This is a genomic window from Actinomadura citrea, from assembly GCF_013409045.1.
Taxonomy (GTDB): Bacteria; Actinomycetota; Actinomycetes; order Streptosporangiales; family Streptosporangiaceae; genus Spirillospora; species Spirillospora citrea.
In genome coordinates this window covers 7,318,256-7,341,025 of the sequence record NZ_JACCBT010000001.1, presented here as the reverse complement: position 1 = coordinate 7,341,025, position 22,770 = coordinate 7,318,256, and the positions used below count along the sequence as shown (strand labels likewise).

Annotated in this window: 23 protein-coding genes and 1 riboswitch; of the genes, 13 read left to right on the top strand and 10 right to left on the bottom strand. The window is 71.6% G+C overall.

What is annotated here, in order from left to right:
• The first annotated feature begins 20 nt into the window (after positions 1-20).
• Both BJ999_RS33530 and BJ999_RS33525 read left to right on the top strand, forming a co-directional pair.
• Positions 21-854 (top strand): exodeoxyribonuclease III, encoded by an 834-nt coding sequence (locus BJ999_RS33530; RefSeq protein ID WP_179836969.1) that lies wholly within the window; start codon positions 21-23, stop codon positions 852-854.
• Between the two features lie 101 nt (positions 855-955).
• The gene (locus BJ999_RS33525; RefSeq protein ID WP_179836968.1) at positions 956-1,165 is read left to right on the top strand and encodes a hypothetical protein; all 210 of its coding nucleotides are present in this window, start codon (positions 956-958) and stop codon (positions 1,163-1,165) included.
• 110 nt (positions 1,166-1,275) lie between these two features.
• On the opposite strand, the gene BJ999_RS33520 is transcribed toward BJ999_RS33525, so the two are convergent.
• The 8 genes from BJ999_RS33520 to BJ999_RS33485 form a co-directional block, all read right to left on the bottom strand.
• Positions 1,276-1,857: a class I SAM-dependent methyltransferase gene (locus BJ999_RS33520; protein WP_179836967.1), complete on the bottom strand. Its 582-nt coding sequence runs from the start codon at positions 1,855-1,857 to the stop codon at positions 1,276-1,278.
• Between the two features lie 9 nt (positions 1,858-1,866).
• Positions 1,867-2,628: a class I SAM-dependent methyltransferase gene (locus BJ999_RS33515; protein ID WP_179836966.1), complete on the bottom strand. Its 762-nt coding sequence runs from the start codon at positions 2,626-2,628 to the stop codon at positions 1,867-1,869.
• Positions 2,629-2,654: 26 nt separating this feature from the next.
• A complete protein-coding gene (locus BJ999_RS33510; protein WP_179836965.1) occupies positions 2,655-3,653 on the bottom strand; it encodes a hypothetical protein in 999 nt (332 codons plus the stop codon).
• 160 nt (positions 3,654-3,813) lie between these two features.
• A complete protein-coding gene (locus tag BJ999_RS33505) occupies positions 3,814-4,650 on the bottom strand; it encodes an SAM-dependent methyltransferase (protein WP_179836964.1) in 837 nt (278 codons plus the stop codon).
• Positions 4,635-5,159 (bottom strand): ATP-binding protein, encoded by a 525-nt coding sequence (locus tag BJ999_RS33500; RefSeq protein WP_179836963.1) that lies wholly within the window; start codon positions 5,157-5,159, stop codon positions 4,635-4,637. Before BJ999_RS33500 ends, BJ999_RS33505 begins: the two co-directional genes overlap by 16 nt.
• A 242-nt stretch (positions 5,160-5,401) precedes the next feature.
• Positions 5,402-6,199, bottom strand: a complete 798-nt coding sequence (locus BJ999_RS33495) for a methyltransferase (protein ID WP_218935354.1) — start codon at positions 6,197-6,199, stop codon at positions 5,402-5,404.
• A gap of 40 nt (positions 6,200-6,239) precedes the next feature.
• Positions 6,240-7,277 (bottom strand): restriction endonuclease subunit S, encoded by a 1,038-nt coding sequence (locus tag BJ999_RS33490; RefSeq protein WP_179836962.1) that lies wholly within the window; start codon positions 7,275-7,277, stop codon positions 6,240-6,242.
• Between the two features lie 14 nt (positions 7,278-7,291).
• On the bottom strand, positions 7,292-8,695 hold the full coding sequence (locus BJ999_RS33485) for a type I restriction-modification system subunit M (protein WP_179836961.1): 1,404 nt from the start codon (positions 8,693-8,695) through the stop codon (positions 7,292-7,294).
• 87 nt (positions 8,696-8,782) lie between these two features.
• Between BJ999_RS33485 and BJ999_RS33480 the strand changes: the two genes are divergently transcribed.
• The 3 genes from BJ999_RS33480 to BJ999_RS33470 all read left to right on the top strand — a co-directional run bounded on the left by BJ999_RS33480 (position 8,783) and on the right by BJ999_RS33470 (position 11,783).
• Entirely contained in the window at positions 8,783-9,973 is a 1,191-nt protein-coding gene (locus BJ999_RS33480) for a glycosyltransferase (protein ID WP_179838989.1), read from the top strand.
• An 84-nt stretch (positions 9,974-10,057) separates the two neighbouring features.
• Entirely contained in the window at positions 10,058-11,311 is a 1,254-nt protein-coding gene (locus tag BJ999_RS33475; protein WP_179836960.1) for a lipase family protein, read from the top strand.
• An 82-nt stretch (positions 11,312-11,393) separates the two neighbouring features.
• On the top strand, positions 11,394-11,783 hold the full coding sequence (locus BJ999_RS33470) for a DUF6221 family protein (RefSeq protein ID WP_179836959.1): 390 nt from the start codon (positions 11,394-11,396) through the stop codon (positions 11,781-11,783).
• On the opposite strand, the gene BJ999_RS33465 is transcribed toward BJ999_RS33470, so the two are convergent.
• A complete protein-coding gene (locus BJ999_RS33465; protein ID WP_179836958.1) occupies positions 11,780-12,409 on the bottom strand; it encodes a nucleoside/nucleotide kinase family protein in 630 nt (209 codons plus the stop codon). The two genes, BJ999_RS33470 and BJ999_RS33465, sit on opposite strands and share 4 nt — an antisense overlap.
• A gap of 67 nt (positions 12,410-12,476) precedes the next feature.
• A riboswitch (S-adenosyl-L-homocysteine riboswitch) is annotated at positions 12,477-12,557 on the top strand.
• A gap of 22 nt (positions 12,558-12,579) precedes the next feature.
• On the opposite strand from BJ999_RS33465, the gene metH reads away from it, so the two are divergent.
• Positions 12,580-16,185, top strand: coding sequence for a methionine synthase (gene metH, locus BJ999_RS33460; protein WP_179836957.1), 3,606 nt, complete (start codon positions 12,580-12,582; stop codon positions 16,183-16,185).
• A 27-nt stretch (positions 16,186-16,212) separates the two neighbouring features.
• On the opposite strand, the gene BJ999_RS33455 is transcribed toward metH, so the two are convergent.
• The gene (locus BJ999_RS33455; RefSeq protein WP_179836956.1) at positions 16,213-16,728 is read right to left on the bottom strand and encodes a hypothetical protein; all 516 of its coding nucleotides are present in this window, start codon (positions 16,726-16,728) and stop codon (positions 16,213-16,215) included.
• Positions 16,729-16,852: 124 nt separating this feature from the next.
• Here BJ999_RS33455 and BJ999_RS33450 point away from each other — a divergent pair, with 124 nt between their 5' ends.
• The 7 genes from BJ999_RS33450 to bla all read left to right on the top strand — a co-directional run bounded on the left by BJ999_RS33450 (position 16,853) and on the right by bla (position 22,675).
• Positions 16,853-17,536, top strand: a complete 684-nt coding sequence (locus tag BJ999_RS33450; protein ID WP_179836955.1) for a TetR/AcrR family transcriptional regulator — start codon at positions 16,853-16,855, stop codon at positions 17,534-17,536.
• A 77-nt stretch (positions 17,537-17,613) separates the two neighbouring features.
• Positions 17,614-18,309 carry a formylglycine-generating enzyme family protein gene (locus BJ999_RS33445; RefSeq protein ID WP_420838220.1) on the top strand — a complete coding sequence of 232 codons (696 nt, stop codon included), beginning with the start codon at positions 17,614-17,616 and terminating at the stop codon, positions 18,307-18,309.
• Between the two features lie 149 nt (positions 18,310-18,458).
• On the top strand, positions 18,459-19,505 hold the full coding sequence (locus BJ999_RS33440; RefSeq protein WP_179836954.1) for an SRPBCC family protein: 1,047 nt from the start codon (positions 18,459-18,461) through the stop codon (positions 19,503-19,505).
• A 75-nt stretch (positions 19,506-19,580) separates the two neighbouring features.
• Positions 19,581-20,867 carry a hypothetical protein gene (locus BJ999_RS33435; protein ID WP_179836953.1) on the top strand — a complete coding sequence of 429 codons (1,287 nt, stop codon included), beginning with the start codon at positions 19,581-19,583 and terminating at the stop codon, positions 20,865-20,867.
• Complete coding sequence (locus tag BJ999_RS33430; protein WP_179836952.1) at positions 20,864-21,121, top strand: hypothetical protein; 258 nt, start codon at positions 20,864-20,866, stop codon at positions 21,119-21,121. Before BJ999_RS33435 ends, BJ999_RS33430 begins: the two co-directional genes overlap by 4 nt.
• 41 nt (positions 21,122-21,162) lie before the next feature.
• Positions 21,163-21,645 carry a hypothetical protein gene (locus tag BJ999_RS33425; protein ID WP_218935351.1) on the top strand — a complete coding sequence of 161 codons (483 nt, stop codon included), beginning with the start codon at positions 21,163-21,165 and terminating at the stop codon, positions 21,643-21,645.
• 73 nt (positions 21,646-21,718) lie between these two features.
• Complete coding sequence (gene bla / locus BJ999_RS33420; protein ID WP_229810528.1) at positions 21,719-22,675, top strand: class A beta-lactamase; 957 nt, start codon at positions 21,719-21,721, stop codon at positions 22,673-22,675.
• The last annotated feature ends 95 nt before the right edge of the window (positions 22,676-22,770 follow it).

The window sequence follows — 22,770 nt, the reverse complement described above, 5'->3', positions numbered from 1 at the left end:
GGGGATGGCAGGCTGGGGGGATGCGCCTCGCGACGTGGAACGTCAATTCCGTCAAGGCACGCCTTCCGCGCCTTCTCACCTGGCTGGACGAGACGAAGCCGGACGTGGTCTGCCTCCAGGAGACCAAGTGCCGCGCCGATCAGTTCCCCGCCGCGGAGGTCGAGGAACTCGGGTACGCCACCGCCGCGCACGGCGACGGACGATGGAACGGCGTGGCCGTCCTTTCGCGGGTCGGCATCGAGGACGTCTCGAACGGCTTCCCGGGCGAGCCCGCCTATGCGGGCGAGGCGGGGGCCGAAGGCGAGGACGAGCAGATGGAGTTGAGCGAGCCCGTCCTGCTGAAGCCCGAGGCCCGCGCGCTCGGCGCCACGTGCGGCGGCGTGCGGGTCTGGTCGCTGTACGCGCCCAACGGCCGCACCCCGGAATCGGCCCACTACACCTACAAGCTGGCGTGGTTCGCGGCCCTCCGCGACGCCCTCGCGGAGGAACTGGCCGCGGGGGCGCCGCTGGTCGCCTGCGGCGACTACAACGTCGCCCCCACGGACGAGGACGTCTGGGACCCGGCCGTCTTCGCCGGCTCCACCCACGTCACGCCTCCCGAGCGGCAGGCGCTCGCCGACCTGCAGGCCCTCGGCCTCCACGACGTCGTCCCGACGATCTTGAAGGGCCCCCATCCCTACACCTACTGGGATTACCGGGCCGGCGCCTTCCACAAGAACCTGGGCATGCGCATCGACCTGTTCTACGCGAGCGAGGACGTCGCCGGACGGGTCGGCTCGGCTTACGTCGACCGCGAGGCCCGCAAGGGCAAAGGCCCGTCCGACCATGCTCCGGTCGTCGTCGACCTCGACTGACCTCGCGCCTTGCGGATCCCGCCGAACGCCGCACGGTTCTTGCCGAGGTCCAGCTGATCATCAGCAGGACGCAACCGAGAGATATGGGAAGGAAACTGACCATGGCGATCAACAACGCCCCGCACCACGGCGACTACGACAGGGCTCCGACCGGCCGCTCCTACAGCGTCGCTCCGCACAGCAGCGGGAGCAGCGCCGGTTCGGCCGCGGACACCGGGCGTACCGAGCAGCCCGCGCCGGTCGAGTCCGGTACCCCCGACCCCCTGGTCCAGGCGTACCTGGCGGCCGGAGAGGTCAAGTCCGAGGGCTGACGCCTGACGGTCTGACGCCTCGCGGCAGGTGAATCAGTGTTCCGGCGAGTGGGGCGGCTTCGTGCCGCACCCGCTCGCCGGAACATCTTTTTTCGGCCCGGCCCGGGGCGCTAGCCGTCGTGGCGGGCGAGGAAGCGGCGCTTGCCGCCTTCGTCGTACTGGTCGAGGACGGTGAAGCCGGCCGGCAGGAGCGAGACGGGCTCACCGGGCTTGAGGCACCATTCGGCGGGCAGGCGCGGCCGGCCCCGGCGCGCGGCCTCGGTGAAGGCCTCCCAGGCCAGCAGGCCGCCGGGCAGGACGGCGCCGGCCGCGCGCTCGAACACGGCGCGGTCCCAGAACCCGGTGCACAGGACGAGCGCGAACCGGTCCGGGCCCGGCCGCCAGGCGCCGAGGTCGGCCTGGACGAGCGTGACCAGCGGGCCGAGCCCGCGCCGCCGGGCCTCCGCGGCGAGCCGCGCGAGGGCGATCTCGGAGATGTCCACGGCCGTCACACGGCGTCCCGTCCAGGCGGCCAGCAGGGCGCTGCCGGACGGTCCCGACGCCAGGTCGAGCACTCCGCCGTCCGGCATCCCGAGCGACAGCGCCCGCTCCGCGAGCGGGTGGGCCCGCGACGATCCGGACGAATCCGCGTACTTCTCGTTCCACCGGAGCCTGTCCGGATGCCCCGTTAATTCCGCCGGCACGTCCTCCATGGGACGACTCTAACGGCGCTCCGCGATCAAGAGCATGAACATGGCCGTGGGGAAGCCCTTGCGCCACCACGGGTCGTCCCGCAGCTGCTCATCCGTCGGGTGCGGCTCGCGCAGGTCCGCGATGACGAATCCGGCGTCTCGGAGCGTTCCAGCGTAGTACTCCAGCGGCCGGAGCCAGCTTGTGATCATCGAAGGGGATTCCAGGCCGTCCACCATGAACCGCTGGTCGATCCCGCGCGGGGTGAAGTACTGCGACGCCGGGACGCTGCTCGCCGCGCCCTGCTCGGCGTTCTCCACGTAGAAGCAGGGGTGCAGCGTCAGCAGGACCAGCCGGCCGCCGCTGCGCAGGACGCGCGAGAACTCGCCGATGGCGCGGGTCGGGTCCTGAAGGTGGCTGAACAGGTGGTTGCACAGGACGAGGTCGAACCGGTCGTCCTCCAGCGGCAGGTCCTCGACGCTGGCGCGGGTGAACGTGGCCTTGCCCTCCTGCGCCGGGTGCGCCGAGGCCGCGTCGATCAGGCCCTGCGCCGCGTCGACGCCCGTGACCTCGGCGCCCATGGCGGCGAGCCTGCGCGACAGGTAGCCCTCGCCGCATCCGGCGTCCAGGACGCTCTGGCCGGCGCAGTCGCCGACGGCCTCCAGGACGGCGGCGTCGGTCAGTTCGGTCCGGTACCGGTCGCGGCGCTCCCTGATGACCTTGACCCAGTACTGCGCGTTCGCCTCCCATCGCGCGCGCGTCAGTTTCGCGATGGCTTGCGCCGTGTCCTCCACCGGCTCCCCATTCTCCAAGGCCTGGCTCAGGCAAGGCCCTTGAGCCGCCGCACCAGCGTGTTGCAGGTCTGTCTGATCCTTCTGTCCCGGCAGTCGACCCCGCGCAGTTCCAGCGCCTGGATCAACTCGGGGAGCTTTCCGCCGAACGCCGGATCGCGTTTGAGCGCCAGCGGAATGTACGTCGACACCAGGTAGTAGAGGTAGGCGTCGTTGTAGACCGCGATCTCGCGGAGCACCTCGGTGGCCGTGTTGCGCAGCGACAGGGAGCTCGGAAGGGTGAAGTCGCTGCTGATCCGGCTGTCTCGCGTATAGGTGGGGAACGACCATTCCTCAAGCGCCGCGTAGACGGGCGTCGCGTCGAGTTCCTGGCGGTAGCGCTCGGCCAGGTCGAAGTCGTTCGAGCTGATCAGCGAGCCCATCACCACGCCGCGCATCATGAAGGCGGTCTGCCGCCCGGGCACCTCGAAGCCGAGGTCGGCCTCCAGTGCCCCGGTCACCTTGCTGACCTGGTGCGTGAGGATGTTGAGCGCGAGGATCGAATGGAACGAGTAGGTCTTGCGGTTCAGCCGCGGGGCCAGGTCGATGGACGAGTCGAAGAGCTTCTGGGGGTCCCTCAGGAGGCCGTGGCCGGCCTCGGTGGAATAGAGCGCCTCCAGTGCGGTGTCCTGCTCGCGCCCCCAGAAACGGGCGATGAACGAGGACGTCTTCTGCGTCGCCTGGCCGCGCATGATGTGCAGCCCGGCCTCCAGCGCGTTCAGCAGGTGCTGCTGCGCGACGGACGAGTTCTGCAGTGCCTCCAGATCGACGGTGAGCCCCTGGCCGTGCAGGTCGGCGACGAGCCCGTCGCGCCTTTTCCGGACGGCGTGCGCCATCGAGTACTCGGCGATTCCCGGCACGGACGACATGAGGCTCTGCAGCGACCGCCCGCTGACCCGGTCGAGCCATTCCGCGTTGTCCCACAACCGGAAGATCGTGCTCTCGTCGAGTCCGGAGAAGGCCGCCACGTCGGACATGTTGAGTCCCATGTCCCTGGTGATGTCGGAGAGAGACTTCGGCTCGCCGTCCGCTGTCATCACTCGCCCTAGATGTGGCAGTTGCTGGCGGTTCGATGGTAGCGAAGCACCGCGGGCGGGGGACGGACGATCGACAGAAGTCTCGGCGAGTACCGCGGGGGACATGCCGTCGTCACCCCGGTACGCGCCCGACGCAGCCGATGAGCGGCAGCGGGCGCAGGTCGGTCAGGGGGGCGGGCCCCGGCAGCCGGGCCGGGTAGGGGTCGAGCATCCGCAGGCTCGCGCAGATGCGGGCGATCTCGTCCGCGCTCCGCGGCCGGAACGGGGTGTCGACGCCCTCGCACGGCCCGGAGACCGGGTCCAGTTCCGGCGACCGCTCGGCGTGGCTGATCACCACATGGCTGCCGGGGGCGAGGCCCGCGGCGAGCGCGGCGACGATCCCGGCCGGGTCGTCCTCGTCGGGAACGAAGTCCAGGACGCCGAGCAGGAACACCGCGACGGGCTCGGAGAGGTCGATCAGGCGGCGCAGGCCGGGCTCGGCGAGCAGGGCGGCCGGGTCGCGGACGTCCCCGGCGAAGGCGCCGGTGCCGGCGTCCACGGCGAGCAGTGCGCGCGCGTGCGTGAGCACCATCGCGTCGTTGTCGACGTAGGCGACGCGGCAGTCCGGGTCGGTCCGCCGGACGAGGTCGCCGAGGTTCTCGGCGGTCGGCAGCCCGCAGCCGACGTCGACGAACTGCCGCAGTCCCGCCTCCCCGGCGAGCAGTGCGGCGGCGTGGTCCAGGAAGCCCCTGTTCGCCTGGACGAGCCGCAGCACCGACGGGCAGCTGCGCAGCGCACGCTCGGCGGACTCGCGGTCCGCGGCGTAGTTGTCCTTGCCGCCGAGGAGGTAGTTGCACATGCGGGCGACGCTGGCCGACGTCGTGCTGAGCGCGGGCCCGCCCCCGGGAGGGGACGGGTCGGCCCGGCGGGTCGGGGTCAGCGCCGCCCCGGAGGTCACGGCAGCCGCCATCCGTCCCGGACGCCGACGCCGAACCAGAAGGTGGAGGTCCCGCTCTTGCCGCGGCAGGTGCCGTAGTCGGTGGCGAGGGCCTTCATCAGGGTGAGCCCGCGCCCGCCGGTCGGCAGCGCATCGTCCACCACCCGGGGCGGCCCGTGGGCGGCGCCGCCGTCGGTGATCTCGACCCGCACGTACCGGTCGACGTGCAGCACGGTCAGAGTGATCGTCCCGTCCCGGCGCGGCCGCGCGTGCAGCACCGAGTTGGTCATGGCCTCGCTGGTCAGCAGTTCCAAATCGCCGAGCTCGGACCGGTCGGCGCCGAAGTGCTGCCCGACGAGCTCGCGGACGTAGGAGCGGCCGAGCCGCACGGCGGGCGGGGTGGCGGCGAGGTCGATCTCGCCGATGAGGCGCCCCGAGGACTTGCCGTTGTGGTTCCAGGCGGACGGGATCCCGACTTCCAGCGAGGGAGCGGGGGCGGGCACCAGCACGGGCGCCCCGGACCATGTGTCTGATGCGTTCATGGCGATGTCGGCTTCACGTCTCCGTGTCGGGCTGTAAGCGAACATGTGCTTCTCGGCCAAGTCGATGTCGGACGTGGAAGTGAAACAACACACACTCTTACGCAGCCACCTCGGGCCAGTCACCAACGCTTGCGCGCATGCAAGGGCCCTGCCGCACCCTGCGGGAGGTCACACGCCGTCCAAGATCCGCCACATGGCGGCGCCTTACCGGTCCTGGACCGGATCCGCAAACCGGCCGGAGGTCAGCCGCCTGGCCTGCGGCCCCAGACGGAGATCAGCGGCGCGAGGGTGAGGTCGAGGCGCCCCGCGGCGATGACGGCCAGCAGGTGGCGGATCTCCTCGGCGGTGGCGTGCCCGCCCTCGATGAGCCGCTCGCGCACCTGGAGGACGGACGCGGTCTCCAGGACGCCGCAGGCCGGAGCCGAGAGGGGGAAGAACGCGTCGGCGCGCACGTCGTCCAGCCCGGCGTCGCGCAGGAGCCGGGGGAGCCTGCGGCCGTAGGCGAGGTCGGCGCCGCGCTCGGCGAGCAGCGCGCGGAAGCCGCGCCGGACGGCGTTGGCGAGGCGTTCGTCCGGACCGCGCTCGTCGGGGCAGGCCAGCGGCTGGAGCCCCGGGTCGGCGTCCTCGACGAGCAGGACGCCGCCGGGCCGCAGGGCGTCGACCATCGTCTGGAGGGCCCGGTCGCGGTCGGCGAGGTGGACCAGCACCAGCCGGGCGTGGACCAGGTCGAAGGGCCCCTCGGGCGGGTCGTCGCGCACGAGGTCGTGGCGCCGGACCTCCACCGGGGCACCGGCGAGTTCCGGTGCGTCCGCCAGCCACGACACGTCGATGTCGGTCGCCAGCACGCGGCCGGCGGCCCCGACGCGGCCGGCGATCCAGGACGGCACGGACGGCCCGCCGGCGCCGACCTCCCAGACGCGCCATCCCTGGCCGAGGCCCGCGTCGTCCATGTGGCGGAACGTCCACGGGTTGAACAGTTCCGAGATCGCCTCGAAGCGGGCGCCCGCCTCGACCTGCCGGTTGTCCAGGAGATAGTCCACTCTCCGATGATGCCGCCTGTTCGACGGCGCGGGCGCGCGTTCAGGGGATCAGTTCCGGCAGGAGGGTGTCGCGGAGCTCCGCGAGGGCCGCGCTCTCCGCCGTGGCGGCCTCCACCCGGCGCGCCAGCGCGGTGGCGAGACCGCCGAACGAGCGGACGGCGGCGTCGCCGGGCCAGGGGACCGTGAAGGCGGCGATGTCCTGCCACCTGGCGCGCGGCATCCGCGTGCCGTCGCCGACGGCGCAGGCGTGGGCCACCACGTCGTCGCTCGCCAGGGCGGCGAGGAGCCACCCCCGGCGGGCGGCGTCCCGCGGGCGGACGACGAGGATGTCGGTCGAGGCGACGCCGTCCACGAAGGCGAGCCCCACCTTGTGGAAGGCGGGCCTGAGCTTGCCGAACAGGACGTCTCCGGCCGCGAAGCGCCGTTTCGCGCTGGTGGCTCCGGACGCGTCGGTCCAGGTCGAGAGCCACATGTGCCGCTTCGGCATGTGCTCCAGGGCGATGTAGTTCTCGTCCCGCCCGATCCGCTGCGGCGGGACGTTGCGGCGCACCAGGTCCCCGAGCTCGCCGATCGGCATGACGGACGCGGCCGTGGACGCCGACTCGTCGTAGCGGGCGCGGACCAGCGCGTCGCCGCAGGCCGCGATGCGCCCGTTCACTTCGATCTTGTCGTCGAGCGCCCCCAGAACGGACGCCGCCGCGTCCTGCTCCGCCCGGCTCAGGCGCGGGGCGGTGAGGCCGCTCAGGATCGCGTGGGTGAGGAGCGGCTGCCCCGAGCCGATGCGGTACCTGTTCAGGCCGAGCCGCTTGAGCAGGTAGTGGACGTAGCGCGCGTTCACTCCGTCCTTGGCCGTGGCGATGATGGCGTTGTCGGTGGCCCAGCACGGGTCGGGGCTGTAGTGGACGGTGCCGCAGAAACTCCCGACGCGTCCCACGATGGTGGAACCCGGCCCGGCGTTGAACCCGCCGGACGTCCCGATGACCCCGTTGGCGCCGAAGGTCCGGTAGCGGGTGCCCGCGGCGGGACGCGATCGGCCGTTCGAGAACGTGACGAGTTCGCCCAGCGCCACGTCAGCCATCAGGACGCCCCGGCTCAGCCACTGAACCGTCCCAGCTCGTCCCTGACGACCTGGTCGAGGCGCGCCGACTCCTCCAGATGCGTGAGGAGCTCCTTGGCGAGCCGCTCCACGCGGTCGGCGGCGGGCTCGTCGCCGCGATCCGCCTCGGCGGCCCCGACGTAGCGTCCCGGTGTGAGGACGTGGTCATGCGACCTGATCTCGTCCAGTCCCGCCGCGTGGGAGAAGCCGGGGACGTCGGAATGGCCGCGGTCGCGCCACGCCCGGTACGCGCCGGCGATCCGCGCGACGTCGTCGGCGGTGAGGATCCGCTCGGTGCGGTCGACCATCGTCCCCATGTCCCGGGCGTCGACGAACAGGACCTCGCCCGGGACGCTCTTGCGCCTGTCGAAGAACCAGAGGCAGGCGGGGATCGGGGTGGTGCGGAAGAGCCGGTCCGGCAGCGCGACGACGCACGAGACGAGATCGGCCTCCACGAGCGCCGCGCGGATCTCCCCCTCGCCCGACTGCCGGGACGACATCGAGCCGTTCGCCATGACGACGCCCGCGCGGCCCTGCGGCCCGAGCTTGGCCACGATGTGCTGGATCCAGGCGAAGTTGGCGTTCCCCGCGGGCGGGAGGCCGTAGCGCCAGCGCGGGTCGCCGGGATCCCGGTACCAGTCCGACATGTTGAACGGCGGGTTGGCGAGCACGTGGTCGGCGGCGAGCTCCGGATGCGCGTCCTCGTAGAAGGCGTCGGAGCGGCGGACGTCGCCCGCGATCTCGTGGACGGCCAGGTTCATCCTGGCCAGCCGCCACGTCCGCTCGTTCGCCTCCTGCCCGTACACCGCTATGTCGTCCGGCCGCCCCCGATGGCTCAGGACGAACCTCTCCGCCTGGACGAACATGCCGCCGGAGCCGCAGCAGGGGTCGTACACCCGTCCCCGGAACGGCTCCAGGACCTCCACCAGCAGCCGGACCACGCCGGCCGGCGTGTAGAACTCGCCGCCGCGCCTGCCCTCGGCCCGCGCGAACTTCTCCAGGAAGTACTCGTAGACCTCGCCGAGGACGTCCCGCGCGGGCCGCGCCCCGACCTCCGCCCCGAACCGCACCTGGCCGATCAGCTCGACCAGCCCGCCGAGACGCCGCTGGTCCACCCGGGTGAAGATCTGCGGGAGGACGCCGTCGAGCGACGGGTTGGCGCGCATGACGGCGCCCATCGCCGCGTCGACCCGCTCACCGATGCCCCCGGCGGCGGGGGAGAGGTCCGCCCACCGCGCCCCGTCCGGGACCCGGAAAGCCCCCTCACCGGACGAGTCGGACACGTACTTGAGGAACACGAGCCCGAGGACGAAGTCCCTGTACTGCGCCGCGTCGACGGATCCGCGCAGCTTGTCGGCGGCCTTCCAGAGGACATCGTCTTTCCAGAGGACATCGTCCATCCGCGTGACTCTAGCGTCCGGCCCGCCACGCTGGCGGGACGCCGTTCGTGGACGGGGAGCGGGTGCGGTGCGAGGCTGCGGACCGTGATGGTCGTGGGCGTCCTGGCATGCGCGGCGCTGGCCGGATGGCTGTATCTGGCGTTCGCGCACGGCGGCTTCTGGAAGACGGGACCGGGCCTGCCCGACGCACCGGCACCGGACGCGTGGCCAGGGGTCGTCGCCGTCGTCCCCGCCCGCGACGAGGCAGCCGTCCTCCCGGAGACGCTCCCGACGCTGCTCGCCCAGCGGTATCCGGGCGCCTTCCGCGTGATCCTGGTCGACGACGGGAGCGGCGACGGCACCGCCGAGACGGCCGCCTCCCTCGCGGACGGTGACCCGGCCCTGTCGATCGTGCCCGCGGGGGAGCGCCCGCCGGGGTGGGCGGGCAAGGTGTGGGCGATGTCGGAGGGCGTCCGGGCGGCGGGCGAACCCGACTTCCTCCTCTTCACCGACGCCGACATCGCCTACGCCCCCGGCACCGTGGAGGGGCTCGTGCGCGCCGCCGTGGCCGGACACCGCGACCTGCTGTCGCAGATGGCGACGCTCAGCACCCGCACGGGCTGGGAGCGGGTGGTCGTCCCCGCCTTCGTGTACTTCTTCGCCCAGCTCTACCCGTTCCGCCGCGTCGGCCGCGACGGGGCGCGCACGGCCGCCGCCGCGGGCGGCTGCATGCTCGTCCGGCGCGCCGCCCTCGTCGAGGCGGGCGGCCTCGCCCGGATCCACGACGCGCTGATCGACGACGTGGCGCTGGGACGGCTCGTCAAGCGCGCGGGCGGGCGCTGCCGCCTCGATCTCAGCCGCGACGTCGTCAGCCGCCGCCCCTACCCCCGCCTCGCCGACCTGTGGGCGATGATCGCCCGCAGCGCCTACCACCAGCTGCGCTACTCGCCCGCCCTGCTCGCCGGGACCGTCGCCGGCCTGCTGCTCCTCTACGCGGTCCCGCCCGCCGCGACGGCCGCGGGCCTGATCGCGGGCCCGGCCGGCGGCGCGCCCGCCCTCGCGACGGGCGCGCTCGCCTGGGCGCTCATGGCGGTCACCTACGCGCCGATGCTGCGCTTCTACGGCCTGTCGCTCGTGCGCGCCCCGGCCCTGCCGCTCGTGGCCCTGCTGTACGCGGCGATGACGCTCGACTCCGCCCGCAGGCACCGCGCCGGCCGGGGAGGTACCTGGAAGGGCCGCACTTTGTCGGGACGGCACAAATCCGGTGCCGCCGATGCGTCCCGCGCACCATTGGAGTAAGTGTCCAATTACGTTACTGTCGGGTGGCCGTCACGCCGACGGCAGGCGCGGAGACGCCGCCGCCACGTTGAAGGGTTACCCGCCATGTCCATCACCGTTCGCCGGGTCGTGCGCGCCGCCGTGGCGTCGTGCGTCGGCCTCGCCATGACGGCGGCCGCCCTGCAGGGCACCGCCGCCGCGGCGCCGCAGGCCCCGAAGCCCCCGGCCGAGGATCCGTTCTACCAGCCGCCCTCCCCGCTCCCGGCGGGCGCGCCCGGTGACGTCATCAGGTCGCGTCCCGCGGTGTTCACCGTGGACCCGATCGGCCACTCGCCGTACGAGGGCGTCAAGTCCTGGCAGGTGCTGTACCGGTCGGAGACGGTGCAGGGGCAGCCGACCGCCGTCTCGGGCATGGTCCTCGTCCCCACCAAGGAGTGGACGGGCCAGGGCGAGCGGCCGCTCGTCTCCTACGCCGTCGGGACGCGCGGACTCGGCGACGCCTGCGCCCCGTCCTACACCCTCACCCAGGGCATGGACTACGAGGAGCTGTTCATCGCCGACGCGCTCAGCCGCGGGTGGGCCGTCGCCGTCACCGACATGGAGGGCCTCGGAACGCCCGGTCAGCACACCTACGAGGTCGGCGGCTCCCAGGGCCGGGCCCTGCTGAACGTCGCCCGCGCCGCGCAGCGCCTCCCCGACGCGGGACTCGGCGGCTCGCCGGTCGGCCTCTGGGGCTACTCGCAGGGCGGCACGACCGCGGGCTGGGCCGCGGAGCTGGCGAAGACCTACGCCCCCGAGCTGGCGATCAAGGGGGTGTTCGCGGGCGGCGTCCCGGCGGACCTCCAGGCCGTCGCCAAGGGACTGGACGGCTCCCCGTTCGTCGCGCTCATGTTCATGGCCGCCGTCGGCTACGACGCCGCCTATCCCGAGCTCGACCTGGCCGGGTACCTCAACGACGACGGCCGCGAGCTGCTGGCCAAGGCCCAGGACATGTGCCTGGTCAGCTTCGACGGGCCACTCACGGTCGTGCAGACCGCGTTCAAGCACATCAGCGACTACACGACCACCGACCCGCTGGCCACGCCCGAGTGGCAGCGCCGCCTGGACGCCAACAAGCTCGGCTCCACCGCCCCGAGCGCCCCGGTGCTCCAGACGCAGGCCGTCTACGACGAGATCATCCCCGCCGCGCAGGCCGACACCCTCCACAAGGCGTGGTGCGCGAAGGGCGCCAACATCACCTGGAAGACCTACACCTTCGCCGAGCACGCCACCGGCATGCTCTGGAGCGAGCCCGACGCGATGACGTTCCTCGGCGACCGCTTCGCGGGCAAGCCGGTCACCGGCAACTGCGCCGCCTGACCCTTGCCCGCGGGGCCGTCCCGCATCTGCGGGCGGCCCCGGCCCTGGGGCCGTCCCGCTCCGCAAGGGGCAGGATGGCCCTATGGATTTGGTGGAGTTCCTCCGCGCTCGGCTGGACAGGGACGAGCAGATGGCCCGCGCCTGCTCCGGCACACCCTGGAAGGCGACCCCCTCCGGCACGGTCAGCACCGACACCGGCGATCCCGGCACGGACGGCTCCGCCTACGTCGCGACGGCGGAGAACGGCGCGTACGCCGAGCACATCGCCCGCCACGACCCCTCCCGCGCGCTCGCCGAGGTGGCCGCCCGGCGCCAGATCGTCGACGACTACGAGAAGCAGGCCTGGATCCTCGGCCAGGGCCACCGCACCCCCGAACTCGACGCGGCGCAGTCCGTCCGCGAGGCGGTCGTGCGCCTTCTCGCGCTGCCCTACGCCCACCACCCCGCCTACCAGGAGGAATGGCGGCCCTAGGCGTCGGTGATCAGCGCCGGGTGGCGGGGGTCGTCCAGCTTCAGGACGACATCGGCGGTGCGCACGGGCTCGACCTCGGCGTCATAGCGCGCGTAGGCGGGAAGCGTCCACGCCTCGTCGCCGGCCGTGCGGCGGGCCAGCGCCCCGCGCGACAGGGACAGGTGGACGGTCAGCTCGAACGGCAGCCCCCGGCCGAGCAGCAGCGAGCCGTCCAGCAGCAGCACCCCGCCTGGCCGAACGGGCACGTAGCCGGCCCTCGTCGCCCTGTCGAGCGCCGCGTCCCACAGGCTCGGCAGGACCCTCCCCGTGCCGGACGGCTCCAGCGGCCCCAGCGCCTCCCGTACGAGCCCGCCCACGTCGAGCCACTCGTCGTAGAAGACGTCCGGATCGTCCCGCCCGTGCTCGTAGCGCAGCGACGCCGGACGCAGGAAGTCGCGCGCCGACACCCGCACGACGTCCCGTCCCCGAGCGCGCAGCGGCGAGACGAGGGCGTCGGCCAGGTCGGAGGGCGCCGCGGGCGGGGCCCCGTCGATCGCCACCCGCGCCCAGGAACCGGACCCGGACGCCGTGATCCGGTCGGCCAGCTCCTCGACCACCAGAGACGGCGAGATCGGTCGTGCGCGCATCACCTCATCCTGCCCGCAACCCCGGGCGCGCCTGACACACCGCCCTCTCGGAATGTAACCTCGGTACCGGGCCGAGAGGCGCTGCAACGGGCGAGAGCCCGCCACGCTCGGCCCGAGACACCTGATTCCGCAAGGGCGCCTCCCAGATCCCATGGGAGGTGCTCGAAAACATGACTCAGACTCCATTGCGCGAACTTCTTGAGCAGCGGATCGCGGTACTGGACGGCGCGTGGGGCACGATGCTCCAGGGCGCGGGCCTGACCCCCGGCGACTACCGCGGCGACCGCATCGGCGACGACCACCCGAAGGACGTCACCGGCGACCCCGACCTGCTGAACCTGACCCGCCCGGACGTGATCCTGGACGTCCACCGGCAGTACCTGCGGGCCGGCGCCGACATCACGACGACCAACACCTTCACCGCGACCAGCATCGGGCAGGCCGACTACGGCCTGGAGGGCCTGGTCCGGGAGATGAACGTGCAGGGCGCGCGGCTGGCGCGGCAGGCCGCCGAGGAGTTCGGCGGGCGCTACGTCGCCGGCTCCATCGGCCCGCTGAACGTCACGCTCTCGCTGTCCCCGCGGGTCGACGACCCGGCCTACCGCGCCGTCACGTTCGACCAGGTCAAGGCCTCCTACGCCGAGCAGATCTCCGCCCTCGCCGAGGGCGGCGTCGACCTGCTGCTGATCGAGACGATCTTCGACACGCTGAACGCGAAGGCCGCGATCGCCGCCGCCCGCGAGGCCGCCCCGCACCTGCCGCTGTGGATCTCGGTGACCATCGTCGACCTGTCCGGCCGGACGCTGTCCGGGCAGACCGTCGAGGCGTTCTGGCGGTCGATCGAGCACGCCGAGCCGCTGGTCGTGGGCGTGAACTGCTCGCTCGGCGCCGACGAGATGCGCCCGCACGTGGAGGAGTTGGCGCGTCTGGCCGGCACCTACACCGCCTGCCACCCGAACGCGGGCCTTCCGAACGCCTTCGGCGGCTACGACGAGACCCCCGAGGAGACGAGCGGCAAGGTCGGCGAGTTCGCCGCGTCCGGCATGGTCAACGCCGTCGGCGGCTGCTGCGGGACGGGCCCCGACCACATCGCGAAGATCGCTGAGGCGGTGCGGGGGATGGCGCCCCGCGAGGTCGCCGCACCCGGCGCGGCGAGCCGGTTCAGCGGCCTGGAGCCGTTCGCGATCGGCGCCGACACCGGCTTCGTCATGATCGGCGAGCGCACCAACGTCACCGGCTCCAAGAAGTTCCGCAAGCTCATCGAGGCGGGCGACCACCAGGCCGCCGTGGACGTGGCGCTCGACCAGGTGCGCGGCGGCGCGAACCTGCTCGACGTCAACATGGACGCCGACCTGCTCGACAGCGAGCGGGAGATGACGACCTTCCTCAACCTCATCGCCACCGAGCCCGAGGTCGCCCGTATCCCGATCATGGTCGACAGCTCGCGTTGGAGCGTGCTGGAGGCGGGGCTGAAGACCGTCCAGGGCAAGGGCGTCGTCAACTCCATCAGCCTCAAGGAGGGCGAGGGCCCGTTCCTTGAGCAGGCCCGCCGCATCCGCGACTTCGGCGCCGGCGTCGTCGTCATGGCCTTCGACGAGACGGGCCAGGCCGACACCACCGAGCGCAAGGTGGCGATCTGCGGCCGCGCCTACGACCTGCTCACCCAGGAGATCGGCTTCCCCGCCGAGGACATCATCTTCGACCCCAACGTCCTCGCCGTCGCGACCGGCATCTCCGAGCACAACGGCTACGCCAAGGCGTTCATCGACGCGCTGCCCCTCATCAAGGAGCGCTGCCCGGGCGCCCGCACCAGCGGCGGCATCTCCAACCTGTCGTTCTCCTTCCGGGGCAACGACGTCGTCCGCGAGGCGATGCACTCGGCGTTCCTGTTCCACGCCGTCCGGGCCGGCCTCGACATGGGCATCGTCAACGCCGGGCAGCTCGCCGTCTACGAGGACATCCCCGCCGACCTGCTCGAACTGGTCGAGGACGTGCTGTTCGACCGCCGTCCCGACGCCACCGACCGGCTCGTCTCGTTCGCCGAGAACGTCAAGGGCGAGGGGACCAGGCGAGAGGTCGACCTGTCCTGGCGGGACGCGCCGGTCGCGGCCCGCCTCTCCCACGCCCTCGTGCACGGCATCATCGACTTCATCGAGGCGGACACCGAGGAGGCCCGCCGGGAGGCCGAGCGTCCCCTCGACGTCATCGAGGGCCCGCTGATGGACGGCATGAAGGTCGTCGGCGACCTGTTCGGGTCCGGCAAGATGTTCCTCCCCCAGGTGGTCAAGAGCGCCCGCGTGATGAAGCGGTCGGTCGCCTACCTGGAGCCCTTCATGGAGAAGGAGAAGCAGGAGGCGCTGGCCGCCGGCCGCGTCACGAGCGACCGCGGCCAGGGCAAGATCGTCCTCGCGACGGTCAAGGGCGACGTGCACGACATCGGCAAGAACATCGTCGGCGTCGTCCTCGGCTGCAACAACTACGACGTCATCGACCTCGGCGTGATGGTCCCCGCGGCCAAGATCCTGGAGACCGCCGTCCAGGAGGGCGCCGACGCCGTCGGCCTGTCCGGGCTGATCACCCCGTCCCTGGACGAGATGGTCTCCGTCGCCGCGGAGATGGAGCGCCGCGGCATGCGGCTTCCGCTGCTGATCGGCGGCGCCACCACGTCCCGGCAGCACACCGCCGTGAAGATCGCCCCCGCCTACGACGCGACGACCGTGCACGTCCTGGACGCCTCCCGCGTCGTCGGCGTCGTCTCCGACCTGCTCGACGGCAAGCGCGCCGCGGCGCTGGACGCCGCCAACCGCGAGGAGCAGGCCCGGCTGCGCGAGCAGCACGAGACCAAGCAGCGCCGCCCCCTGCTCACCGTCGAGAGGGCCCGCGAGAACCGGGAGCGGGTCGACTTCGGCGACCTGCCGACGCCCGACTTCACCGGTGTGCGGATCGTCCGTCCCGAGATCTCCGCGATCCGCGAGCTGATCGACTGGCAGTTCTTCTTCCTGGCCTGGGAGCTGAAGGGCAAGTACCCGGCGATCCTCGACCAGCCCGTCGCGCGCGAGCTGTTCGACGAGGGCAACGAGCTGCTCGACCAGATCATCGCCGACGGCGCGTTCGAGGCCCACGGTGCCTACGGCTTCTGGCCCGCGCACTCCGACGGCGACGACATCATCCTGCCCGGCGCCGCGCGCTTCCCGATGCTGCGCCAGCAGACGTCCAAGCCGACGGGACGCCCCAACCGCTGCCTCGCCGACTACATCGCCCCCTCCGGCGACCACCTCGGCGGTTTCGCCGTGACGATCCTCGGCGCCGAGGACCTCGCCGCGAAGTACGAGCACGACAACGACGACTACAAGTCGATCATGGTGAAGGCCCTCGCGGACCGTCTCGCCGAGGCGTTCGCCGAGTACGTCCACCTGGAGGCCCGCCGCGCCTGGTTCGAGCCGGACGCCGACCCCGCCCTGGAGGACCTGCACGCCGAGCGGTTCCGCGGCATCCGTCCCGCCCTCGGCTACCCGGCGAGCCCCGACCACAGCCTCAAGCAGGCCCTGTTCGACCTGCTGGACGCGGGCCGCCTCGGCATGAAGCTCACCGAGTCGTACGCGATGGCCCCGGCCGCCAGCGTCAGCGGCCTCATCTTCGCCCACCCGGCGTCGCGCTACTTCACGGTCGGGCGCGTCGGCAGGGACCAGATCGAGGACTACGCCCGCCGCTGCGATCTCCCGATCGCCGAGGTCGAGCGCTGGCTCGCCCCCAACCTCGCCTACGACCCCACGTAAGGGATTCCGCCGCCATCGCACCGGTGGTCAGACGGAGACGGCGACCAGCGCGATGGCGGATCCGGCGAAGACCACCGTGTTACGGATGTAGGTCTGGGCGCGCACCCAGCCGGGGAACGCGTTCTCGGCGGCCTTGAGGAAGGCGGCGACCTGGACCCGGGCCAGTTCCGGAGTGCCCTTGCGGCGGAAGGCGGCCTGGACGGACTTCACCGCGGTGAGGTTGCTGTAGACGATCCCGGTGTTCAACAGGAGGACCAGCGAGGAGAAGACCCAGGTCAGCGGCTGGGCGAGGCCGACGCCGGCGAGGTTCAGGACGGCAGTGCCGATCATGGCCGCGGCGACGGCGGCCGGGACGGCGGTCTCGTGGCCGCCGGCGTCGAAGCGCAGCCCGTTCTCCGCCAGGACCTCGGGCCGGACGTCCTGGCGGCGCAGCTCGGCGACCGCGGCGGCTTCGGCGGCCGGGCCGTAGCGGTGGCGGACCAGCGGGATGCTGACGAAGGCGGCGGCGACCAGCAACTGCATGGCGGCGGGGAGAGCGTGCACGGGGTCCCTCCGGGAGGACTTGTACTTAGTTCAAGTGCCTGACGTCGAGAACGCTAGAACAAGACTTGAACATTGTGCAAGTGCTGACTTGAACATTGTTCAAGGACGGCCTAGCTTGAGAGTCGTGCCACGCGACACCCTCTCCCGGGACCAGATCGTCCGTACCGCCATCGAGCTCATGGACGTCGAAGGACTCGAAGGCCTGAACATGCGCGCCCTGGGCGATCGGCTCGATTCGGCCGCCACCGCCGTGTACTGGCACGTCAAGAGCAAGGACAACCTGGTCCTGCTGGCCACCGACCAGGTCTGGGGCGAGCTCACGCTGCCCGATCCGGACGCGGTCGGCTGGCGTGCCGCGGCCACCGCCATGGCCTTCGACCTGTACGGGATGTTCACCCGGCACCCCTGGCTCGTGCAGGTCTTCGCCGCCCACGTCGTCTATGGGGAGGGCAAGGCGCGTCACGACGACCACCAGCTCGCCGTCTACGAGGCCGCCGGCTTCACCGGTGCCGAGGCCGACCGGGCCGCCGCCGCGGTGTTCACCTACGTGCTCGGCAACGCGGCCGGCGTCGCCGCCACCGCCGCGCTCACCCGCAGGCTCGACCAGAACGGCGGCACCGCCCAGGAGCGGTTCCGCGATGCCATGACGAAGGCTCAGGAGATCGCCACACGCTTCCCGCGCCTGCGCGCCCGCCTGGACACCACGGCGGGTACCGACTACGCCGCCTCCCCCGACGAGACCTTCGAGTTCGGCCTCCACGCCGTCCTCGACGGTCTGGAGCGCTGCGACGCCCGCCGCAGGCGATGAAGGAGCTGGAAGCGGCACCGGCCCCACGTCCGGTGGCCGCACGAATCGAAGGCGTGCGTCGGTAGGATCACCAGCCGATGGACACGGGCCCCGCAATCGAGATGGTCACCGTCCCCGCAGGGACGGTGACGCTGTCGGATCGGCGGACGCGGCGCAGCTGGCCGGTCGACCTCGCGCCGTACCGGCTGGCGGCGTTCCCGGTCACCCAGTCGCAGTACGCGCAGGTCACCGACGAGCGGCCGAGCACCGCGCGGGGAGAGCGGCTGCCGGTCGAAGGCGTCTCGTGGCTGGACGCGATCCGGTTCTGCAACGCCCTGTCCCGGCGTGAGGGGCTGGCGCCCGCCTATCGCCTCCACGCCGACGGCGAGGGCGCCGAGTGGGACGCCTCCGCCGACGGGTACCGGCTGCCCACCGAGGCCGAATGGGAACACGCCTGCCGTGCCGGCACGACCGGTCCGAGGTACGGGCCGCTCGACGAGATCGCCTGGTATCGCGGCAACGCCCAGGGGCACGTTCACGACGTGGGCGGCAAGCGGTCGAACGCGTGGGGCCTGTACGACATGCTGGGCGACGTCTGGGAATGGTGCTGGGACCTCTACGACGCCGAGGTCTACGGCGCCTACCGGGTTCTCCGAGGCGGCGGATGGTCCGACGAGCACTGGAGTTGCCGGGCCTCGGTGCGTCGCCGCAGCCATCCGACCTTCCGGATCGACGACGTGGGCTTTCGCGTGGCGCGTTCCCCCGCGAGCCGACGGCGGGATAGCTCGGATTAGGGCTGCCTGAAAACCGAGGCCGTCCCCATGCATAGGGATGGTAGATCATTCGTTTTTGCTGGTCAGTGGCGCTTTTGTCGTTTTAGCCCGCGTTTCTGGGGCTATGTCGTCAGGGTCAGGTGAAATCAGCGAGGAAACGAAGGCTGACCATGACGGAAGCGGGCACGGGGAACGGCGACAAGGCGCAGGATCTCCCCGTCGAGCAGCTCAAGGACGCCGGCCGCGCGCTGGCTCAGGCGCTCATGGTGCGGGCGCTGGAGAAGGCGAGCGGCCAGATCGAGGGACTGACCGAGCGCCTCGACGGCGGGGACGGCGCGGGAGTCGCCGGAAAGGCGGCGGCCACCGGCGCGAAGAAGCTCGCCCAGGGAGAGTCTCCGCTCAAGGCGGGCCTCAGCGCGGGCGCCACCGGGGCGAAGGAAATGGTGAAGGACAAGGTGAAGAGCGCCGTCGGCGGGGGAGGCAAGGACGGCAAGGGCGGTGGCCAGGGCAAGATGAAGGTCACCAACATCATCGAGGAGTTCGACGTCGGGCTGCCTCGCCGCGTCGCCTACGACCAGTGGACGCAGTTCGCCGACTACCCGAGCTTCACCAAGAAGGTGGAGAGCGTCGAGCAGGAGTCCGACGAGAAGATCAACTGGCGGGCGCAGGTCTTCCTGTCCCACCGCACCTGGGAAGCGACGATCATCGAGCAGGTCCCCGACGAGCGGATCGTCTGGAAGTCCAAGGGCCCCAAGGGCTATGTCGACGGCGCCGTGACGTTCCACGAGCTGGCGCCGTCCATGACACGGGTCCTGCTGGTGGCCGAGTACCACCCGGACGGCTTCTTCGAGAAGACGGCGAACATGTGGCGCGCCCAGGGTCGTCGCCTCCGCCTGGACTTCAAGCACATCAAGCGCCACATGATGACCAAGACGCTGCTGGACCAGGAGGAGGTCGAAGGCTGGCGCGGCGAGATCCGCGACGGCGAGGTCGTCAAGACCCACGAGGACGCGCTCAAGGAGGAGCAGGAGGCCAAGGAGCGCGACGAGGCGGAGAAGCCGGAGGACGGGGAGAAGCCGAAGGCGGAGCAGGAAGAGGAGGAGAAGCCGAAGGCGGAGCAGGAAGAGGAGAAGGAGCCGGAGGCAAAGCAGGAGGACGACAAGGAGGAGCCGGAGGCAAAGGAAGAGGAGAAGGAGACGGAGAGCGCCCACGCCTGACGTCTTCGCTGGTGGAAGGTGGCACTGAGGGGGCATGTACACCCCCGGGACCAGGATCGAGCATCGGGGGGAACGATGAGCGACGGCGCGTCCGGCAATGCTGACCGCGAGCGGAACGAGTCCCGCGATGACTCGGAGAGCCTGACCGGAAGGGCCATTCAACCGGACAGGCGAGCGCAGCCCGCGGAGGGCCCCGACGTCCATCTCGACGTCCCGCAGCTCAAGGTGGAAGAGATCTCGCTGGAGGTCGAGAACCTGGAGGCGCACGTCTCCCTCGTCGCGCAGGTCCTCGACCTGCTCAAGCTGAACGTCGGCGCGGACGTGTTCCTCGGCAGGGTCAAGCTTGAGATCAAGGGTGTCGAGGCGCAGGCGGAACTCCAGGTCCGGCTGGACAACGTGGCCGTCATCGTCGACCGCGTCCTGACCACCCTCGACCGCAACCCGGAGATCCTCCAGCACATCGGACGCGGCGTCGAGCGGGCGGTGAGCGACATCGGCACCGGAGCCGGCACCGCCGTGGGCGAGGTCGGCCGGGGCGCCAGGGGCGCCGTCGAGGACGTGGGCCGCGGCGCCGGCGGCGCCGTCGAGAGCGTCGGCGAGGGCGCCGGGGGCGCGGTCAAGGACGTCGGCGAGGGCGCGGGGGGCGCGGTCAAGGACGTCGGCGAGGGCGCGGGCGGCGCGGTGAAGGACGTGGGCCGCGGAGCCGGCGGCGCCGTCCAGGACGTCGGCAAGGGCGCGGGCGAAGGCGTCGGCGAGGTCGGGAGAGGCGCCGGCCGCGCAGCGGAAGAGGTGGGCGAAGGCGCTGGCGAGGGGGTAGGCGAAGCGGGCAAGGGTGCGGGCCGAGCGGCGGAACAGGTGGGCGAAGGTGCCGGCGAGGGGGTAGGTGAAGCGGGCAAGGGTGCGGGCCGAGCGGCGGAGCAGGCGGGCGAAGGCGCAGGAGAAGCCGCCAAGGGTGCGGGCCGCGCCGCCGAAGGCGCAGGCGAGGGCGTCCGAGATGTGGGCAGCGGCGCCGGCGGCGCGGCCGAAGGCGTCGGCCAGGGTGCCGGACGAGCCGCCGAGGGAGCTGCGGACACCGTGAACAAGACGGCGGAGACCGCCGAAGACGCCGGCGGCTCGGCGGCGCCCGACGACACGTCCGAGAGCGGCAAGGACAACGCCTCATCCGACGACTCGTCCGCCAAGGACGAGGAGAAGGACGACTCGGAGGGGGATCAGGAGGGGAACGGCGCGGACACGTCCGATGGAGAGCCGGAGGTCACGGCGGTCCAAGGTGCCCTGCGCGAGACCGAGGACTCCGTCCGCGAACTGGGCAAGGCCCTCCTGCGGATGGTCTCCCAGCCACGAGGAGGAACCCGCTCATGAGCCCCGGCGACCACCCCGACGCTGACCTCCAGCGCACGGCGGACATCCTCTTCACCGCCAGGGTGAAGGCCGACGAACTCCGCTTCGACGTGGTCCCCGACGTCTCGGTGACCTTCACCGAGGGCTCGTCAGAGGAGTCCACCTCCGGAAGCGCCCGCACCAACCTCCCGGACGAGGTCAAGACCCAGACCACCTACCGAGACATCCAGATCGACTACGCGATAGCCGCAAAACTCTCCCCACCCCCGGAGTGACCTCGCGCATGGATTATCAGGGCCTGGTAAAGACACTTCAGGTGCCCAGCGGGTGGACCGCCCCCCTCAGGCTGAGCTACGGCGACATCCGGATCAGCGCGCTCGCCCGCGAACACCTGCGGGACGATGTGCGCGGCATCAACGCCAGCCTTGAACTGATCCGGCGCACTCGCGGCGGGTCCTGGCCGACCGAGCCGGTCACCGAGGAGTACGACTACGTCGACCTGGTCTGGCACGAGTGCGAGTTCCGCGAGAACGAATCATTCGGCTACGCCGTGTACGACGACGAGGACCGCTACCTGGGCTGCTGCTACCTGTACCCGATGGGACGGCGTACGCCGCTCACCCAGGACCTGCTCGGCTATGACGTCGACGTGAGCTGGTGGGTGACCCCCGACGCCTACCGAAACGGCCATTACGAAACCCTGTACAGCGCGCTGGGCCACTGGGTCGCCACCGAATTCCCCTTCTCGCGGCCGTACTACTCCAACATCGAAATCCCCGGCAAGGGTCCAGGCACGTGATATGCGAATCCATATGGATCGATGATTCAGTAGATATTGGACATCGCCGGCGAGATCATGATCTTCTCTCTGCATGATCCGACACCTCGGAATGCGACTGGGCGTCGCGACCGTGACCGCGTCCGCGCTGCTGGGCGGGCTGGCCTATGCGGCCGGCGCCCCCGGCGAGACGAAGGCCGCGACCGTCGCCACTCGGACGGGAGGCAAGGACCCTTCGGACCTGAACAGGACTCTCGAGGAACTGGAGAAGTCCTACGACGGGCGTATCGGCGCCGTGGGCATCGATCTCGGCACCGGCAGAACGGTCGGCTACCGGGCCGACGAGCGCTTCCCGTTCAACTCCATGTTCAAGGTGTTCGCGTGCGCGGCGGTGATGCGGAAAGCGCGCACCGCGGAGCCCGGCCTGATGGACAGGGTGATCCGCTGGAAGCCCAGCGACATGGCCGAACTGACCGGGAACTCCCCGGAGACCACCGAATACACCGACACGGGCATGACGCCCGCCCAGCTCTGCCGGGCCGGAATCACCAAGTCCGACGGCTTCGCGGGCAACACGCTCCTCGGGCAGATCGGCGGACCGCGCGGGCTGACCGGGTTCTTCCGCGCCACCGGTGACGGCACGAGCCGCCTGGACCGGCCGGAGCCCCACTTGACCGAGTGGAAGCCCGGCGAGGAGCGCGACACCACCACCCCCGCGGCGGCGGCGCGCACCTTCACCAAGCTCACCACCGGCAAGACCCTCCACCCCCGCGACCGGGCGCGGCTGGTCGGCTGGCTGAAGGGCAGCCTCACCGGCGCCGGCCGGATCCGGGCGGGCCTCCCCAAGGACTGGACGGTGGGCGACAAGACCGGCACCGGTGGCGCGGCCAACTACGGCACCGCCGACGACATCGCGATCGTGTGGACGCCCGGTTCGGACGCGCCGCTCGTCCTGTCGGTCTTCACCAACCGCAACCGTCCGGCCCCGCACGACGACAAGGTGATCGCCTCCACCGCGACCGCCCTGGCCAAGGCGCTCGGCAAGCTGTGACCCCGCCCCGGAGCGGCCTCCACCCGACGCGGCCGGGCCGGCGCCCGGACACGACTCGACCAAATGTTCGAGACTGCGGGTTCTGCGGTCGCTCC